We start from the raw sequence: 19696 nt of genomic DNA on the forward strand, positions 1-19696 counted from the left end.
AAGAGCATCACTTCGATATTGCCGTGGAAGTCCATCAGGCTCACTAGACCGAACATCGACCCTTTTTTCGACATCTTTTTCGTGATCGTTTCGACTTTACCGATGAAGATCGCACTGGAGCCGTCCTCGATGTTTTCTACCTCAGAGGAGAGGGTATAGTTGATCGCGTCGATTTGATCGCGGAAGTTGTCGAGGGGGTGACCGGAGACGTAGAAGCCCAAGGTATCTTTCTCGAAATCGAGGAGTGTTTTGAGGTCAAACTCGTCCATGTTTTTGAGGCTCAGTTCGACGGCTGTCACCTCTTCATCATCTCCGAAAAGGCTGAACTGGGCATCTTTTTTCAGGGATGAGCCTTTTTTCGCTGTTTCGACTAGGGTTTCAACCTGCTCTAAGAGCGCGCGGCGTGAGTATCCGAAGTGATCCAATCCCCCCGCTTTGATGATGCACTCGATCACCCGCTTGTTGACCTTTTGTGGCTCGATGCGATTGATGAAGTCTTGGATATCTTTGAATTCACCCTCGGCGCGTGCTTCGAGGATCGATTCGACCGCCGCTTCACCGACCCCTTTAATCGCCCCAAGACCAAAGAGAATTTGATCTTGATCGTCTTTGTTGATCGCGGAAAATTCGAGCTGGGAGTGGTTGATATCGGGAGCGCCGAGGAAGATTTTCATCCGCTTGGCTTCGTCGATGTATTTGACAACCTTGTCGGTGTTGTCTTTCTCCGACGTGAGCAATGCCGCCATGAACTCTTGCGGATAATAGGTTTTGAGCCATGCGGTTTGGAAGGTGACCATCGCATACGCCGCCGAGTGGGATTTGTTGAACCCGTATCCGGCGAATTTTTCGATCAGATCGAAAAGTTCAGAGGCTTTTTGGTAGTCTAGTCCCTGCTTTTGCGCCCCTTCACTAAACTCACGGTTGTATTTTTGCATCTCTTCGAGTTTTTTCTTACCCATCGCACGACGAACGATGTCCGCACCGCCGAGACTCATCCCCCCGATGGTTTGAACGATCTGCATAACCTGCTCTTGGTAGACAATAACCCCGTAGGTCGGTTTTAGAATCGGCTCCAGTGCAGGGAACACGTAGGTAATCGCCTGACGACCGTGTTTTCGTTCGATAAAGTCATCGAGCATCCCCGATTCCATCGGTCCCGGACGATAGAGGGCGAGTACCGCAATCAAGTCCTCGAACACACTGGGTTTGAGCCGTTTGTTCAAATCCTGCATCCCCGAACTCTCGATCTGGAACATCCCGATGGTGTCACCGCTTTGGATAATCTCATAGACTTTCGGGTCATTCTCATCGATGGTGTGCCAGTTGACCACTACGTCGTACCGTTTTTTGATCAGTTTGATCGCATTATCGATAACGTCGAGGGTTTTAAGTCCCAAGAAGTCGAATTTGATCAGGTCGATATCTTCGAGGTAGTTGAGCGAGTACTGGGTGACGAATGTCTCCTCACCGGAGGGCTTATAAATCGGAGTTTTTTTCCAGAGCGGCTCATTCGAGATAACAACTCCCGCCGCGTGCATCCCCGCATTGCGTTTTAGCCCTTCGAGTTTTTTGCTGAACTCCCATACACGCATGGCTGCCGCATCGCTTTCAATCAGTTCCGCAATCTTCGGCTCTTTTTGGAAGGCTCCGGGTTTGAACTCCCCCCCTTTGGTTTTACCGTTGAGGGTGATCCCCAGCTCATCGGGGATCAGTTTTGCCATCATGTCGGCTTGGGAGAGCGGCATCTCCAAAACCCGCGCAACGTCGCGAATAACCCCTTTGGCTAACAGCGAACCGAACGTGATGATCTGCGCCACCTGCTCCCGCCCGTATTTGCGGACGACATAATCGATAATCTCACCGCGACGCGCCTGCATAAAGTCCATATCGATATCGGGCATTGATACCCGTTCCGGATTGAGAAAACGCTCGAAAAGGAGGTCGTATTTCATCGGGTCGATGTCGGTAATCTCTAGGCTGTAAGCAACGAGGCTCCCCGCCGCCGATCCCCGCCCGGGTCCTACGGCAATCCCCATCCGTTTTGCTTCACGGACAAAATCCCAAACGATGAGCATATAGCCGGGGAATTTCATCTGATTGATGACCTGCATCTCGAACTCTAACCGCTCACGATACTCGGTATGACGCGCTGAGGGAACGTGGATCAGACGCTCTTCGAGACCGATACGGCAGCGGTGAATAAAATACTCCGAATCCTCTTCGATATTCATCCCCTCTTCGAGGGCGTATTCGGTCGTAAATTTAAAATTCGGCGGGGTCGGATTCCCCAGTTTGAGTTCCAACTGGCACTTATCGACGATCTCTTGGGTGTTATAGAGCGCTTCGGGGATATCGGCGAAAAGTCGTGCCATCTGCTCGGGCGATTTGATGTAAAACTCATGGACGGAGTGGCGCATACGCTTGGGGTCATCGTAGAGTTTATTCATCCCGATACACATGAACGCTTCGTGGTACTGCGCATCACCTGCATAGGTGTAGTGGGTGTCGTTGGTGGCGATCAGTTTTATCTTCGTCTCTTGGGAGATTTTAATCACCTGTTCATCGATAAAAAGCTGATCGCTAATCCCGTGGCGCATGATCTCCATATAAAAATCATCCCCGAAAATTTCCTTATACTCTAATGCGATCCGCTTCGCCTCATCGTATCCTAACGCCCCGTTTTTGACGTTACGTTCATTGATAGTGTTGAGATGCCAGTTCACCTCTCCTTGCAAACACGCGGAGGTACAAATGATCCCCTCGCAGTTCTCGCGAAGGAGCTGTTTGTTGATACGGGGAAAGTAGTAAAAGCCGTTGATATAGGCTTGGGAAGAGAGGTACATGAGGTTTTTATAACCCGCTTCGTTTTTGGCAAACAAACAAACGTGAAAACGCTGTTTGATCGTCTTGTCCCCCAAATCCTCGCCGTTATGGATGTACGCCTCCATCCCGATGATCGGTTTGAGTCCCGCCCCTCTCATCTGTTGATAAAAATCGATCGCCCCGAACATATTCCCGTGATCGCTCATCGCGACCGAGGTCATCCCCAGCTCTTTAACGCGAGAGGCGAGTGCAGAAATTTTGTTCGCACCATCCAGAAGAGAGTATTCGGTATGGAGATGGAGATGGGTAAAAGGGGGGACTGTGCTCATAAAAAAAGTGCCTTGAAAAAAAGTAGTAGATTATAATGTCTAAAGGGTAAAAGGGAGCTTTTACAGCCGTTTAGAGAGCAGCTTATTCAACCCGTCGGCAAACGCTCGAACCGTTTTTTCCCCGATAGCACTAGGCCCTCCGGTGATCTCTCCGTTATTGCGCAGTTCTTCCATCAGATTACGCATTGCGAGGAGGTGTTTGATGTTGTTCTCATCGTAAATCGTTCCGCGCGGATCGAGTCCGACTGAACCTTTCGTAACGATACGATCGGCGAGAGGAATATCGGCGGTGATGACGATATCACACGCTTCGCACAGTTCGGCAATGCGGTGATCGGCTTCATCAGGGCCCTGTGCTACTACCTCCATCGAAACATGGTGAGCATCGGGGATGCCGATTCGTTTGTTGGCGATAAAAATAGTCGTAATTTGACGTTTGAGAACCGCACGAAGAAGTATCTCTTTCAGAGCATTAGGAAAGGCATCGGCATCAACAAGTATTTTCATCTAATTCAAATCACTTACACAGCGTACGTATGCCGATTCTGTTTTGCTAACCGTAGCTACGGAACCGAGCTTAAACCCTACGACATACGCTTCACGCTCATTCAACGTATCGCTTGTCCAATAGTAACGATGCATCATCGCCCCAAAATATTTCATATCCACACTCGGACGAAAATAGGTGTAATCGACGATACCATACAGCTCATCCGTAGTCGGCAAACGCCATGTTCGAGCGCCCAAAGTGAGGTTATTACACTGCTCTTGGGCTAACTCATACGTATATTTAGCCCGTTTGTCGGTAGTTTCCAGTGAATGCCATAAAAGAGCAGTGTTTTTATCTTCTACCCCCTTGGGTGTTAACCGATAATTTTGAGAGGGTTTCTTTTCAGGTGTGTTCGTACACGCAGCGGCAATTTTTTTTCTTGGGGGTGAGAGGGTAATATTACGCTCTTTGGGATAAAAGCTGTACCCAACCATCGCGATAATCCCTCCATCACCTTCACTTCCCGTCCCTATTTCCGTATTGTCCGAAGGAGCTCGATTGGAGGACCAATAACTAAAATTTTCACTAAAAAGCGCAGAGTTAGAGAGAAAAAAAAGCTCTTGTATCGACATCTGCCTCCAAGAAGAACCTAAATTTCGGCAATACTCATGGGCTTGTTCTTGAGAATAAGATTCGCTCTTAGATACATGAACCTCACCCCATGCCAAAGTGGAGAGTAACGGGAGAAAAAAACTAATTCGACGCACAGTAATCGGCGAGCAATCCACTCTTCAACCTTTCATAGGTTTCATTTCCAACCAGTTTTTTAACGATAGCAAGACCAAAACAGATAGCCGTTCCCGGTCCGCGTGAGGTCATAATATTACCACTTTCGACAACCGCATGCTCCGCACCTCTAAACCCGCCTGTTTTTATCTCATTTTCAATACTCGGATAGCAGGTGTACCCCTCTTTAAGCACCCCGGCACTCTCCAGAGCAAACGGAGCGGCACAAATCGCTCCGATATTTTTACCTTTTGCGTCCATCGCTTTGAGGAGATTTTGAACCCCTGCATCCTGTGCAAGAGCTTTCGTTCCGCCCCATCCTCCGGGAAGTACGATCATATCGAGTTCATCAGCGCTTAAGCCTGTGATGGATCGGTTACACTCGACAATGATATCGTGGGCACCTTTGACATGAAGAACCTCATCCAAAGCCCCCATAATTACCTCAATTCCCGCACGGCGCAAAACATCGATAATACTGATCGCCTCGATCTCTTCAAAACCTGTTGCAATAGGGACTAAAACTTTTAGCATAGGTAACTCCAGATAGTGAGAATTAATGTAATCATTGTACCTACTAATATAAAAATAAGAATTAATGATTTGATTTAGAAAAAAGAGAAAAAGAAGTTTGCTCCCGAAAAATCGGGAGAGAGAAAGATTATTTTACTTTCTCCATGTATTCACCCTCAACGGTGTTAACACGAATGATGTCACCCTCAAGTACATGGTAAGGAACTTGGACAACTGCGCCCGTTTCCAAAGTAGCCGGTTTTTTAGAACCGCTTGACGTGTCACCTTTAAAGTTCGGTGGAGTTTCTACGATTTTGAGTTCCATGATTTCCGGTGCTTCAACACTGATCGCGTTACCGTTGTGGAAGATCATTTGAACGCTGGTACCGTCTTTGATCCATTTCATCGCATCTTCACATTGATCGTAGGTTAGACCAAGCTGTTCATAGCTTTCGTTATCCATAAACTGAAGCATTTCGCCATCATCGTACAAAAACTGCATCGTTGTATGAACCAAGTTAGGCACTTCGAATTTATCCCCCGCATGGATCGTTTTTTCGATCACTTTACCGTTGAGGAAACTCTTTACTTTACAACGGACGAACGCCGCCCCTTTACCCGGTTTAACGTGTTGGAACTCGACAACTTTATACGGAACACCCGTAATCTCCAAACGTACACCTTTTTTGATATCACCCATACCGATTGTTGCCATGAAAAGCCTTTTTGATCTTATATTGGGCGAATTTTACCCGAAAGTGGAACGAAATTCAAACCCGATGTAACTTATGGTATGATCTTTACTCTTAAATCCGCTTTGTTTTGAGGGTTTTTAGCTCTATTAAATTCGTTCATGTGTATAATAAACCTTATACGATTGATTATAACTACAAATACATCATAAGGAATCCTGTTTATGACAAACCTTTCACGTATTTTCAGCGCTTCGCTCTTCATTGGTTCATGCCACCTCATGGCAGCTGGGCTATCGCTCCCTGCAGCACTGGAAATTTTAGACAATAACAACCTTGAAATCAAAACGGCCAATCTCGATCTGCAAAGTGCACAGAGCGATACTTCCATCGCAAAAGGGTACAACTACGGCTCTTTGGACTTTACCCAAAATGCTATGCGTTCAAACGATGCGGGAAATGTATTCGGATTCAAACTCAGTTCACGGGAAGCGGATTTTGGAGATTTCGGATTTAACGATTTCTTAAATAATATGGGATTAATAGGTTCTAACAATGCTCAATTATTAGCAATTCAACCTAAAGACCTTAACTACCCAGGGTATCAAAACTATTTTCAAAGCAAACTCACCTATATGGTTCCCCTCTACACCGGCGGCAAACTAAGTGCGTATGGCGATATCAGCGAAAAAATGGAAAGCATCAAAAAACTCGACGCTGATCAGATGAAAACCGAGAAACGGTACGAATTGCGTAAAAGCTATTACGATATGGCACTCTTGCAAAACTCCATCGACCATATGCAAACAATCCATAAAAATATCTCGACGTTAGAGCGGACGACAAATATGATGATCCAAGAGGGATATGCCAAAAAAGTCGATCTTCTCGAAGTGGAAGCGCGTAAAGCAAACGTAGATCGCAGTATCATCGAGATGGAAGCCAACAAAAAACTCCTCTATCACTATCTCAGTTTTCTCCTTAACGAACATGTTAGCGAAATTGAACTTCCTCGAAACGATTATCCTACGTCAGCGCTCAGTGAAGCGGACATTTTGGCCAACAATACCGATTTGCAAAAAGCAAACAACGGCTTAGAGATACGTGAAAAGATGGTTGATCTCGCCTACGCACCGTTTCTCCCCGTAATCGGGGCTTTTGCCGAAGCTTCAACTGCTGATAATACTTTTTTAGGTGATTTTAGCGATCACAAAGGCTACACAATCGGTGCACGCCTCAGCTGGAATCTCTTTAACGGAGGAGTGGATAAATACTCCCTAGAGAAAGCCCGAATTGAAAAGCTTAAAACCTCTACGCAGGTTGAACTCGCTAAAAAAGGAATTGCGTTACAATATGACAAAATCCGTACCGAAATCGAAAGCTTAAATACACAAGTCAAAAGCTTGGAAAAAGAGCAGGAGTTAGCAGATCAAATCTATAAAAACTATGAGGGGCGTTACCATGAACACCTCGTATCAATGTCCGATGTAATTATTAAACAATCGCAACAGATTGAAAAAGTTCTCAACCTTCAAATGGTCAAAAACAAACGAAACGAGCGTATCTTCGCCCTCGAAAAACTTAGTAACGGAGTAAAATAATGAAATTTTGGATCACGACACTCGCACTCTCAGCCACCCTCAGTGCCGCAGGACTTAGCCTCTCAGGAAGTGTTATCAGCGATAACCAAAAAATGATCACCAGCCGTAATATGGGATTTGTCACCAGTGTTAATGTCTCTGAGGGTTCACGCGTTTCCAAAGGACAGCTCCTCTATACCATCGATTCCAAAGAGATCGATTCGGCAAAAACCCAAGTGGAACTCGGAATTGCCCAAGCGGAACTTTCCCTTCAGATGTACCAAAACCAATACGCCAATTTGGAACTGAACTTAGAGCGTAACAAACGTCTTTTGGCTCAGGACATGGTGAGCAAATTCGAGGTCGAAAACCTCGAACTCTCGAAAAAGAATCTCCAGAACATGATCCATATCGGTGAACGTCAAGTCAATCAGGCCAAAGCACGTCTCAAAGAGGTCGATAACCAATACAACTATCTCCGTATCACCGCACCCAACAGCGGTGTCGTCGTTGCCAAAAATATCAAAGTAGGTGAAATGGCAATGCCGGGAATGCCGGCAATCGTACTCTCTGATTTGAACGCTCTCAAAATCGAAGTCGAAGTCGCCGAAAATAATCTCAAACTTGTTCCTGTTGGAAAAAGAGTCAAAGTATCCGTTCCATCGGTAGGTTTCATCGGAATCGGAAAAGTGAGTGCCATCATCCCAAGCTCCAATCCGATGACGCACACGTTTAAAATTAAAGTATCGTTCAGTGCTAGACAAACGGTTTATCCCGGAATGTACGCCACCATTGAAATCGAATAGGAATCCTGATGCACGCCCCTCACTCCTACCAACCTACCGATTCTGCCGGAAAACTTGCCAAGGGATTTTTACGTAATCCCCTCACCCCGATTTTGGGGATTTTTCTCCTTGTTATCGGTTATATGGCCCTTATGCTCATGCCTCGTGAAGAGAACCCGCAAATGGTCGTCAGCGGTTCCACCGTCATTATCGCCCTCCCGGGTGCTACCGCCAGTGAAGTCGAAAATGTCATCGTTAAACCTCTAGAGCGCAAACTCAAAGAGGTTAAGGGGATCGAACATATTCACGGTATGGCGATGGATAATGTAGCCGTCATCAACGCCGCATTTTATATCGGTGAAGCCAAAGAGGACTCCAACCTCAAAATCTATGACAAAATTATGCAGAATATGAGCATCCTCCCAAAAGGTGCCATGCAGCCCATCATTAAACCGCTCGATATCGATGTTGATATCCCGATTGTCTCCGTCGCTTTTTATTCCAATAATCCGAAAATGGACCCGACGCTCCTTTACGATCATGTCAAAGAGATTCAACACCACATTAATGGACTCCCTAACGTCGCCGTTACCGATATTCGGGGAGCCAAAAAACATCAATACAACGTATTGGTCGATATGAACCGTCTCAGCGGCTATAACCTATCACTCGGACAAATCGTCATGGCAACACAGTCCCTTGCCTATAACGTACCTGAGATCAAAGGAAAAACGCAAAGCAATGAAATCGTCATGATCGGAGTGCGCAACGCGATAGAGAGTGTCGAAGACGTCGGCAATATCATCGTTGCCCAATACGGCGGATCGGCGATCTATCTGCGGGATGTCGCTACGATCACTGCGGGAAGCGATATCCAAAATTTCAAATCAGCTCTCGTCACCGTAAAAGGGGAAGATGGCAAATTCTCACCGCTCAAAGATCAAATCACCCTCACCGTCTCCAAACTCCAAGGGACCAATGCGGTGATTATCGCCGACGCGGTTAAAGAAGAACTCGAAAAATACAAAGAGCAAATGGCCGCGCAGGGGATCAACTACGTTATTACCCGAAATGACGGTGAACGTGCCAATGAAGCGGTTAATGAACTCGTTTTTCACCTCCTCCTATCCATCGTCATTATCGCAATTTTGCTCATCTTTGTATTGGGGTGGCGTGAATCGTTGATCGTAACTTTTACGGTTCCGGCGATCTTGGCGATCACCCTCTTTATCGCTTACATCACAGGACAAACCGTCAATCGTATCACCCTCTTTGCATTTTTACTGAGTCTTGGGCTTCTCGTCGATGCGGCGATCATCGTTATCGAAAATATTCACCGCCATTTTCATGCACCGGGAGCGCACGAGAGAGATGCCGATGAGTTGATGATCGAAGCAACCGATGAGATCGGAGCACCGACGAATATCGCGACACTGGCCATTATTCTTACGATGGTACCGATGGCGTTTGTGGGACAAATGATGGGTCAGTTTATGAAACCGATTCCGGCCAATGTCCCTGTTGCTCTCGTCGCATCACTTTTTGTTGCCTATATCTTTACCCCGTATTTAGCAATACGATTGCTCAAAAAACCCGAACACCACGGAGAGACTCACTGATGTATAAAAAATTTGAAAACTATCTCCTCGCCCTTCTCTCTTCACCATCGAAGAAAAAGCAGGTTTTATGGGGTACATTGATCGCATTCATCCTCGCCGTTGCGCTCATCCCGAGCGAACTGGTTTTAGCCAAAATGCTGCCGGGTAAAAACAATGATACCTACAGTATCTATGTCGATTTGGCCAACGGAAGCTCAATCGAGCAAACCCGCAGTGTGACCGATTGTACAATCGGTATTTTACAGCATGAGAAAGAAGCACTTGACGCCGAGGTCTTTTTAGGGACAGGGTCACCTCTGGATTTTGCAGGACTCATCAAAGGATCGCATTTCAAAAACAGTGAAAATGTTGCCGAAATCGTTATCAATCTTACCAAAAAACATGACCGTGACGAACCCTCTTATATGATGGTTCAGCGTCTACGCCCGATAGTCCAAAAAGAGTGCGGCAATCTCTATCCTCAGACCAATATTAAATTTGTCGAACCACCGGCCGGTCCTCCGACAATGGCGGCTATCGTTGCCGAAGTGTACGGGAACAACACTGCCGGTGTACGTCATTTAAGTACACGTATCGAAGGGGTATTCCAAAAAACCGAAGGTTTAGTGGATATCGATATTATGCAAGATGAGATTTACGATAAATTTGAGGTTCGTGTAAACAGTGACAAAATCACCCGTTCAGCCCTTGATGTCAAACATGTCAACGACATCCTCTATCTAGCCTTTGAGGGGATGGGAATAGCGGTTAAGAACTCCCAAAATGCAACCGATCAAATCCCAATTTTCTTGACCTTGACCCCTGAGGGAAAGAAATTCGCATCACGTGATCAACGTGCCATTGAGATGAAACTCTCCTCTCTCACCCTCCTCAACGGCATGGGGATGATGGTACCGATCACCGAGGTTGTCGATATCGTTGCGGTTAAATCCAATCCGATGATTATGTCAAAAGATCTTCATCAAATGACCAATGTCGTCGCTGAAACCGACATGGTTTCACAAGTCTATCCTTTGATGGATGCCCGCAACATGATTTTGGACACGTTTAGCGATGAATACGAAATTCATAAAATCGGTCTCTTCAATCTCGAACTGATTGATAAAAAAACTGCGGAGCGCTATGAGTTGTTGTGGGATGGCGAAATGGAAGTCACCCTCGATACGTTTGTCGATCTTGGCGGTGCTTTCATCGCGGCACTGATCCTTATTTTCTTGCTGATGGTGATTTACTACAAAAGTTTTATCCTCAGCGGTATCGTATTGCTCGGAAGTTTCCTCTCCATCATCGGCGTTCTTTTCGGTCACTTGATTATGGATATCTTTACGGCGGATACCTTCTTCCTCACGGCGACGTCACTCATCGGCTTTATTGCCTTGATCGGTATCAGTTCTCGGAATTCACTGCTCTTGATCGATTTTACCAAATCGCTGATGGTTGATAAAGGGATGCATAAAAAAGAGGCGATCGCCTATGCTACCGCAACGCGTGCAAAACCGATTTTCCTGACCGCAGCCGCCATCATCCTCGCATCGACCCTTTTAGCCAGTGATGCCGTATTTGGAGGGCTTGGAGTTTCTCTTATTTTTGGTACAATAGCAGCAGTCATCGCGTCGCTCATTGTTGTACCGGTTCTGATTCATAACTCTGAATTGGAACGTCATTTCAATTTTCATGAGCGTAAAGCGGTCTCGATAATGGAGCCCTAAGAAACCGTGTTTACCCCAATCATTCAGACATCTACTAATGTTATGGCTGATTTGCTTCAGACTGCGAATGCTCAGGGTATCCCTGCGGATGATCTTGACTTTGATCTCCTCTCCTATGAAACCTATTTCAAAGGGACCATTGACGAAGATTGGCAAAATCTTCGCGATTGTATTCTTTTAGATCGTACCACTGAAAGTGAAATCCGTTCAAAGATTTTTATCATTCGACAAGAGTATCAAATCCGCATTCATGAATACAAAGCGCACCCTTATCTCGATTTACGTTTTTCTCTCGCAACCGACAAATCCAAATCCAAAGTTGTTGCCATCATCGAGCCCTCTTCCAAAATTCCCCTAAAAAAAGGGGTTCAAGAGTGGCTGAAAGAGGCAATAAGAGCTAAAATGCTCCGTCATGAGTTTCTTGTCGGACTCTATGATGGTAATCTTGATCGTGAGATTAACCGTCTTCTGTTAAAAATCCAAAAAGAGGGACCGCTGAGCGCTCACTATAAACTTCCCATCGGAGAATTTTTCCCTCCTGTTCTCCCGATTGACGATAAAATTATTCTCCATTTTAAACAAAACAAAGAATCAAAAAGTTTTATTGAAGGGGTTCAGCCGGGAGAATTGATTTTTGAATATATTTTCCCTAAACATGGACGCGACGGACGGGGATGTGATGGAAGTTTCATCGAAGTACCCGAACCGAAAGTTAAATACGCCTCGTATATCGTTATCAATGAAGAGACGATCTACAGCGAAGAGGATGCAAGCAGTATCCGTTTTTACGCCAGTGTTTCAGGTTTTGTAGAACGTAAAAAAGGCACTTTTACCGTTTCCCAAGAGCTCCATATCGAAAGTGCAAGTTTCAAAAAAACCGGTTCCATTGAAACAGGCTTAGAAAAAGAGATTTCTCTAAAAATCAAACGTAATGAATCCAACGAAGATTCGATCGGTTCTGGCGTTACAATCGATGTTCAAAAACTCGATGTGAGCGGTACCGTCGGCGGAAATTCAAAAATTCAGGCTTGCGAAGTGAATATCGGAGCGCAAACCCATCGCAATTCTCATATCAATGTTACCGAAGTGGCCAATATCCATCTTCATCGCGGCAATCTTACCGCCAAAGAAGCCAACATTGATATCTTAGAAAGCGGAAAAGTCGAAGCCGATATCGTACGGGTAAAAAAAATGGTAGGAGGAGAACTTACTGCTCGTGAAATTCATATCGATATCCTCTATTCCAATGCCCGTATTACGGCTCTCGAATCGATCACTATCGGGACGATTGAAGGGGAAGGAAATAAGCTCATCATCGATCCCCACAGTATCGAATGTTATCAGGATAAGATTTCTGCCCTAGAGATTGATATTCGGGACAAAGTCTCCCGTATTCAGATGGAGAGTAAAGAGTTTGCAAACCGTCAACTCTCATTTAAAGAAAAAAACAGCCGCATCAAACAGATACAGCAACGCGTTATTAATGCACAGAAAAACGGAACTGAATCGATGAAGGCCGATCTTATCCGTCTGCAACAGTACAAAATCGAAGCAGAAACTCTTAAAAAATCGCATGAGGATATTAAGCTCTCCGAAGAACATCTCATTGCCCTGAAAGATGAACTGAATAAACTTTACGCAGCCGATTTACATGCCGTAGTAACGCATCACGGTATCTATAACGGAAAAAATCGGATCGTTTTTATCGATCCTAAAACCCGTCAAGAATACGGTATAACTCCGGAGGGAAAAGTAACGCATATTCGACTTCGCCAAGAGGGTGATGAGAAAAAAATACTATTAGAATCCTAAAAAAATTAAATTGCTTTTCTCTTCATGAGAGAGTTTTACCTTTTTGCGGTAAAACTCTCTCATGAAATTATCAAACCTAACCCTTAGCACTCCCTATTTATCCCTTGATCCGATTTTCTATCATGAAGTCGCTCCGGCTCCTCTCAAAAACCCAAAACTTGTCAGCCACAATCTTGAAGCGATAAAGCTTTTGGGGCTTGATCCCAACGATCTCAATCTTACAGAGCTTGAAAAACTTCTCAACGGAACGCTCCAGTTCAAAGGCTCACGCCCCTACGCCATGTGCTATGCGGGCCATCAGTTCGGCTATTACGTACAGCGTCTCGGAGACGGTCGTGCCATTAATCTAGGCTCTGTAAAAGGGTGGAATCTTCAACTTAAAGGTTCAGGGCAGACCCGCTACTCCCGTCAAGGCGACGGACGTGCCGTATTGCGTTCTTCAATTCGCGAGTATTTGATGAGTGAAGCGATGTACGGGCTTGGAATTCCGACCAGCCGAGCATTAGCAATTATCAGTTCCGATGAAAAAGTGGCACGTGAGAGATGGGAACACGGAGCCATTGTTCTACGTCTCGCTCCCTCATGGATACGGTTTGGAAGTTTTGAGTATTTCTTTCATACCAATCGGCACAAAGAACTCGAAACATTAGCCGATTTTTTACTTCACGAATCGTTTCCGGAGTTTGTCGGAGTTGAAGATCCTTATCTCACAATGTTTGGTTCAATCGTCAAACGAACCGCAGAACTGATAGCGCAGTGGCAATCGGTCGGGTTTAACCACGGGGTGATGAACACCGATAATATGTCCGCTATCGGAATCACTATCGATTATGGTCCTTTTGCCTTTATGGATACCTTTGAGAGCGATTACATCTGCAACCATACCGATACGCAAGGCAGATACAGCTATAACAATCAACCCCGAATCGGTTATTGGAATCTGGAGCGTCTCGCCCACGCTCTTTCACCGCTCGTCACTCCCGAAAAACTTAAAACCGAACTTGACCGTTACGGCGATTATTTTACCACCCGACTTATGGAGCTTTTACGTGCCAAGCTCGGGCTTGATACACCGCATGAAAATGACAGTGATCTGCTCAGAGCGTTGTTTACCCTCATGGAAAACGGACGAATCGACATGACCCCGTTTTTCCGTACCCTCAGCCGATACGATGGAAATCGTGACACACTGCTTTCGCTCACGCTCGCACCGAACCAGCTGAATGAATGGCTCGATCAGTACGATGAACGGCTAAGCTTAAATAGCTCGTCCGTTGAAAAACGCCACCAACAAATGCTCCGCACCAATCCGAAATATATATTGAAAAACTATATTCTCCAAGAAGCGATTGAGGCGGCAGAAAAAGGGGATTTTAGCCTTGTGAATGATCTTTTGAAGTTAGCTCAAAATCCGTATGACGAGCATGAACTATTTGACCGTTATGCAGGCATTACACCTCCAGAACATAAAAATCTCAAACTCAGCTGTTCATCGTAACGAACAACCTGAGTCGTATTTCCAAAAAAGTCTATTAAGTAATCACCTCTTTTGTAATCATTCTGCAACGTAATAAAAAGTGATTATTTTTTGATCAATCCTCCGGCTATTTTTTTTTCATTGCTCTTTATACTGTCACCGTGCAACCTAAAACCTTTTTCGGAGAAGAACCGTTATGCAACACAACCACCTCATCAGCTATATGAGCGATGTTCAAAATTTTGAAAAAAACATGAACACCCTCTCAGGAAAATGGGACTTACTAACCCTTCTGGGGTCTATGTCCAATATCGGTATGGATACCAGCGAAACACGTAAAGCATTTGAAGACTTACTGGATGAGCCTCTGTTACGTCTGATCGAAGAGACCTTTAACAAAAGCCTCAATGAACTTGAATCCAAAGCCCAAACAGCGATTGATATCCTGATCCGAAATCTTTTCGAGCGTACTGCCGACATCGGTTTTCTGGCAACGGATGATGACATTCGCGACTACCTTCTTTTTTTACAGACAACCGATCTCTCCACATCCGAGGAGATACGTGAAATTAAAATCAAGAAAAAAGAGGCCCTCACCGAACGCTTTAGAGAATACGTAGCCAAATACAGCGTCTATGAGAATATTATTCTCCTCGATACCAAAGGAAAAGTGCTCGTACAACTCGATCATACCAATCCGGTTACCTTTTCCAAAGATCCCCTGCTCCAAGAATCGCTGCGTACCTATCAAGGGTATGTCGAAACCTACCGACCAAGTGATCTCACCCATCACAAACCCTCCCTCATCTACTCTTACCGCGTCTGTAACCCGCAGAACGAAGAACCTATGGGTGTGTTGTGCCTGATTTTTCGGTTCGAAAATGAGCTGCAAAGCATTTTTCAAAAGCTTACCCGTGAGAATCCCTACATTGCCCTTGAACTTCTAGGCTCTAACGGCGAGGTAATCGCCTCCACATCTACGCATCATGTGCCGGTAGGATCGTATTTGAATCCACGTAATAATGAAGATCATCAAACCTATTACGCCGGTTTTGAATACCTCTACAAATCGGTAAAAACCACAGGCTATCAGGGGTATAACGGTTCAGGGTGGATCGGACATGCAATGGTACCGATCCATTTGGCTTTTCGTTCCTCTTCACGCCCCTCATTTCAAAAGAACACCCTCTTTGATTCGGTAACAAATGCAAAAGCCTTTTTCCCGCAAGAGCTCAAAGAGATATTGAACAAAGCCAAAAAAATCCAAAGCGAGCTCGATATCACCGTCTGGAACGGCAATGTCAAAATCGCCAATGCAATCGGACATGAAAGCCCCTTTACCAAAGCACTTCTCTCTGAAATATCGAAAACAGGTGAAGAGACCAAACGGATTTTTGATCATACGGTCGCCAATCTCAATACGGCTATGATGATCCAGTACCTTGAAGCGTTAAAATTCCAGTCCTCACTCGCGATTGATATTATGGATCGCAACCTTTATGAGCGGGCGAATGACTGCCGCTGGTGGGCATTGACAACGACCTTTCGTGAATGTTTATCACACCCCAATATCAGCGATGAAAATCGAAATAAGATGAATTCGATCTTGGGTTACATCAACGGTCTCTACACCGTTTACAGCGCTATCTTTCTCTATGATCGCGAGGGGAACATCGTCTCTGTTTCCAATCCTGATAACAGCTCTATGATCGGAAAGAAAATCGGGTATTCGTGGGCATCCCAAACCCTAAATCTCAATACTACGCAAGAGTATGTCGTATCACCGTTTGAACCAAGCCCCTATTATGACACCCGCTCGACGTACATTTATAATGCCTGTATCCGAAATTTTAACGAAGAGAATGTCGGTGGAATCGGTATCGTTTTCGATTCAGAATCTCAATTTGCAGCGATGTTACACGATACGCTCCCCAAAGATGAAAACCACCAAATCCCCGAGGGGATGTTTGCCCTTTTCATCGATCGCAACGGACGTGTCATCTCCTCAACAACCGATGAGATACACGTCGGCGAGATTCTTACCCTCCCTGACTCACTCTTAAACCTTGGTTCAGGGCAAAACGATGCGCAAATTCTTCCTCATAACGGAATCTACTACGCACTCGGAGCTACCTGTTCAAACGGATACCGCGAGTACAAACAAAGTGACGGTTATAAAGACGATATTATCGCCCTCCTCTACCGCCCTGTCGGTGAGATCCAAGCCGTTGAATCCGAAGCTCCGGTTCAACGCATTTACACCTATCCAAAGGCTAATGGAACGGAAGAGACATCCGAAATTTCAACCTTTTTCGTCAGCGGATCGCTTTTTGCAATCGAATCGAAAAATGTCGTCTGTTCTCTCGTACATCAAGAGCTGACCTCCATACTGCACGCCAGTGAATACAATCTGGGAGTCATCAGTTACGATAAGCGGATGGTGAGTGTGATTTCATTAGCAAAATTGCTCGGAATGGAGAAAAAATACGATAAAGAGAGCGATACAATCATTCTGGTCAAAGCGGTTATCGAAAAACAAGTCGTTTATCTCGGGCTCGCCGTCGATGCGATTTTCAGCAGTCCTGAAATTCCATTGCGTTCAATCAGCCACTACAGCAACGTTTTGAAAAATGAGAACTCGCTGACCAAAGCGGTCATTATCCCCGATAATGCCGAAGATTTCGGTAACGAGATGATCTCGATCCTTGATATCCCGAAAATCTACGGACAGCTGATACAGCCCTACTCCCGCCCGCTTCACAAAGTGATGGCGTAAGCGTTATTGTTCAGGAGCCTCACTGTAACTGAGCCGTAAACCGTCCTCACTCATCACAAATCCGTGAACGGCAATTTTCCCCTCATGGACGAGGCGATGGTGCTTGGAACACAGAGGAATGAGGTTGTAGCGGTGATTCATCCCGTAATGTCCGATCGATCCGCCATCGTCCGCATTGGCTTGAGGGACGATATGGTGCACCTCATCAACCGCTTCGTCACACAATGCGCATTTGGTCAAAAAGAGTTTATTATTGTAACGGCTCTTTTTCTCCCGTTTCAGCATCGAGGCATCATGCGCTTTGTCGGTAATCCGTCCTCGGATCTCGTAGGCCTTTTTCAAAAAAGTCTCGTCCATATGAAGTGATTTGGCAAATTCCAACCCGTACAGCGTTGAGCCGCTTCCGCTTTTAAGCTTGCGGTCATACACCAGCTTATCGCTCGCCTCATCGTAATAGACTCCCAGATGGAGCAGCACGATTTCCTGCGCTTTTTTGATCTCTTCGAGAGAGGAGAGCTGATGAAGGTGGGTTGCAAAGATAAACATACTCCCGATCTCACGGAGTTTGAGAATGGCACTCGCGACGATAGCCAGCGCCGATTCGGTTTCGGTACCGTGACTGATCTCATCCCCTAAAACAAGGGTATTCTCAGTGGCACGGTTGAAGATATTACGCAGTTCCAGCATCTCTACGGCAAATGTCGAAAGCCCTTTGTAAAGATTGTCTTTGGAGACGATACGGGTGAGAAGCTTATCGACGGGAGAAAAACGCATCATGGCGCACGGAACAAAAAATCCCCCCTGCGCCATCACAACGGATAGCCCGATACTTTTCATCAACGACGACTTCCCGCTGGAGTTGATCCCGTACAACAATACCCCTTTGATATCCTCGCCGTTCTCGATCGTCGAATGCTCCTCATAGGTATGCTGACTTACCGCTCCCAAGAAAAGATCGTTCGGGATAAAAATACCGTTCTCTTCGCGCGATTCGATAAGAGGATGACGTAGCCCGACCGTCTCGATAAACGCTTTAGGAGATGGAACGATGGAAGGGCGGATATAGCGGTATTGCTTCGCACATTTTGCACCGCTTAAACTGACATCCACCACGGCAAGAAAGGAAATCAAATGCTCTATCGCATGGGAAAAACGCCGTTCAATCTCTTCGAGGTGTTCACGATAACGCTCCTTGACCTGCGCAATCATCCGCGATTTCGCCCCCGCATTTTCGATGGAGAGTTCATCGAGGAGGCTAGAGGAGAGTTTAACCGCCGTTTTGAGTTTACGCACCTGAAAATCACGAAAAAAGTAATGCTGATTGTCCAGCGTAAAAAAGCTGTTATGAAGTGCCTCTTCGACGTTCACATAGCGGTTACGGGTCATAAGGAGATGATACCCCTCGCTCTCCAGCCATCCGATAGAAGCGTATGATCCCCCTGACTCAAAAAAGGTATCAATATGTCCGATAATCGTATTGAGCTTAGTGAGGTTATTATTTTGGAGCACTTCGAGCGCATCGATGGAAGGATCAATCCCCTCATTAAAAAGGTTCTCATCGATCTGATCCCGCCGAAACTTCGCACACGCTTCGATATTGAAGATGCGTCGGAGTTCAGAAGCACAATGAGCGCATTCCTGCGCACTCGATTTATCATAAATAATTTTGAGTCGGTCGGCATCGGCAAATAATGATTCCGCCGCACTCAGCGATGCGTAAAAATAGGCCAGCTCAAACGGATGAAGTTTCCCCAGTTTAAGACGGCGCAAGATTCGCTCCAAATCGTAAACCTCTTTGAGCTTCGTCTCCAACGGCGCAATGTGCTCAGCCATTTTATCGATCAAATCGTACCGCTCTTCGAGGAGTTTCACATCACAGATAGGGTTCAAAAGTCGCTCACGCAACAGCCGTTTCCCCATCGCCGTGGAGGTTTTATCGATCAGTTTGAGAAGGGTCATCTCATCATGATCGCGGGATATGATCCCCAACTGCTCCGCCGCATTATTCCCCAGATACATATAGCGATTCGTCCCTAAAAAGGTCGGACGGTTCATCTTCTCGATAATCCCCGCATCGTGGTCGATAATGACGTTGATAAGAATACACAGCGATTCGGAGGCATAAGGGTAGCGCTCCAAATCGAGATACTCGATGGGGCTGAGAAGTGAGCGTATCTGATAAATCCGCTCGAAGAGTTCGTTTTGGTAATCGATCCGCAGACGCTTCTCGTTCATCGAGGTACGATGGTGATTTTTGATCTCCAGATAACGGTTCACTTCCTCACGGTCGATATCCCCCGCACAG

13 protein-coding genes are annotated in these 19696 nt (G+C 45.8%); 7 read left to right on the top strand and 6 right to left on the bottom strand.

The genetic code is table 11. From position 1 onward, the window contains the following. The 5 genes from dnaE to efp all read right to left on the bottom strand — a co-directional run. On the bottom strand, window positions 1–3152 hold a 3152-nt coding region (dnaE, locus tag A3G19_RS06525), incomplete at its 3' end, for a DNA polymerase III subunit alpha (protein ID WP_294871357.1). 60 nt (window positions 3153–3212) lie between these two features. Beyond that, a complete protein-coding gene (locus A3G19_RS06530; protein ID WP_294871360.1) occupies window positions 3213–3659 on the bottom strand; it encodes a YaiI/YqxD family protein in 447 nt (148 codons plus the stop codon). Next, entirely contained in the window at window positions 3660–4274 is a 615-nt protein-coding gene (locus A3G19_RS06535) for a DUF1566 domain-containing protein (protein WP_294871363.1), read from the bottom strand. It lies immediately after the preceding gene. Window positions 4275–4395: 121 nt separating this feature from the next. Further along, a complete protein-coding gene (locus A3G19_RS06540; protein ID WP_294871366.1) occupies window positions 4396–4962 on the bottom strand; it encodes a DJ-1 family glyoxalase III in 567 nt (188 codons plus the stop codon). 127 nt (window positions 4963–5089) lie between these two features. Then, a complete protein-coding gene (gene efp / locus A3G19_RS06545) occupies window positions 5090–5656 on the bottom strand; it encodes an elongation factor P (RefSeq protein ID WP_294871369.1) in 567 nt (188 codons plus the stop codon). Between the two features lie 201 nt (window positions 5657–5857). Between efp and A3G19_RS06550 the strand changes: the two genes are divergently transcribed. From A3G19_RS06550 to A3G19_RS06580, 7 genes are all read left to right on the top strand, one after another. Then, window positions 5858–7234: a TolC family protein gene (locus tag A3G19_RS06550; RefSeq protein ID WP_294871372.1), complete on the top strand. Its 1377-nt coding sequence runs from the start codon at window positions 5858–5860 to the stop codon at window positions 7232–7234. Then, window positions 7234–8019 carry an efflux RND transporter periplasmic adaptor subunit gene (locus tag A3G19_RS06555; protein ID WP_015653953.1) on the top strand — a complete coding sequence of 262 codons (786 nt, stop codon included), beginning with the start codon at window positions 7234–7236 and terminating at the stop codon, window positions 8017–8019. The genes A3G19_RS06550 and A3G19_RS06555 overlap by 1 nt, the downstream gene beginning before the upstream one ends. A gap of 8 nt (window positions 8020–8027) precedes the next feature. Then, window positions 8028–9617: an efflux RND transporter permease subunit gene (locus tag A3G19_RS06560; RefSeq protein WP_294871375.1), complete on the top strand. Its 1590-nt coding sequence runs from the start codon at window positions 8028–8030 to the stop codon at window positions 9615–9617. Next, a complete protein-coding gene (locus A3G19_RS06565; RefSeq protein ID WP_294871377.1) occupies window positions 9617–11326 on the top strand; it encodes an efflux RND transporter permease subunit in 1710 nt (569 codons plus the stop codon). The genes A3G19_RS06560 and A3G19_RS06565 overlap by 1 nt, the downstream gene beginning before the upstream one ends. Before the next feature lie 42 nt (window positions 11327–11368). Further along, the gene (locus A3G19_RS06570) at window positions 11369–13138 is read left to right on the top strand and encodes a flagellar assembly protein A (protein WP_294871380.1); all 1770 of its coding nucleotides are present in this window, start codon (window positions 11369–11371) and stop codon (window positions 13136–13138) included. A 61-nt stretch (window positions 13139–13199) separates the two neighbouring features. Continuing rightward, complete coding sequence (locus tag A3G19_RS06575; protein WP_294871383.1) at window positions 13200–14636, top strand: protein adenylyltransferase SelO; 1437 nt, start codon at window positions 13200–13202, stop codon at window positions 14634–14636. Window positions 14637–14811: 175 nt separating this feature from the next. Then, on the top strand, window positions 14812–17391 hold the full coding sequence (locus A3G19_RS06580) for a chemotaxis protein CheW (protein ID WP_294871386.1): 2580 nt from the start codon (window positions 14812–14814) through the stop codon (window positions 17389–17391). 3 nt (window positions 17392–17394) lie between these two features. Here A3G19_RS06580 and A3G19_RS06585 read toward each other — a convergent pair. Continuing rightward, window positions 17395–19696 (bottom strand): HNH endonuclease (locus tag A3G19_RS06585; protein WP_294871388.1); only part of this gene is annotated, 2302 nt, incomplete at its 5' end.

Source organism: Sulfuricurvum sp. RIFCSPLOWO2_12_FULL_43_24 (assembly GCF_001829605.1).
Classification (GTDB): Bacteria; Campylobacterota; Campylobacteria; order Campylobacterales; family Sulfurimonadaceae; genus Sulfuricurvum.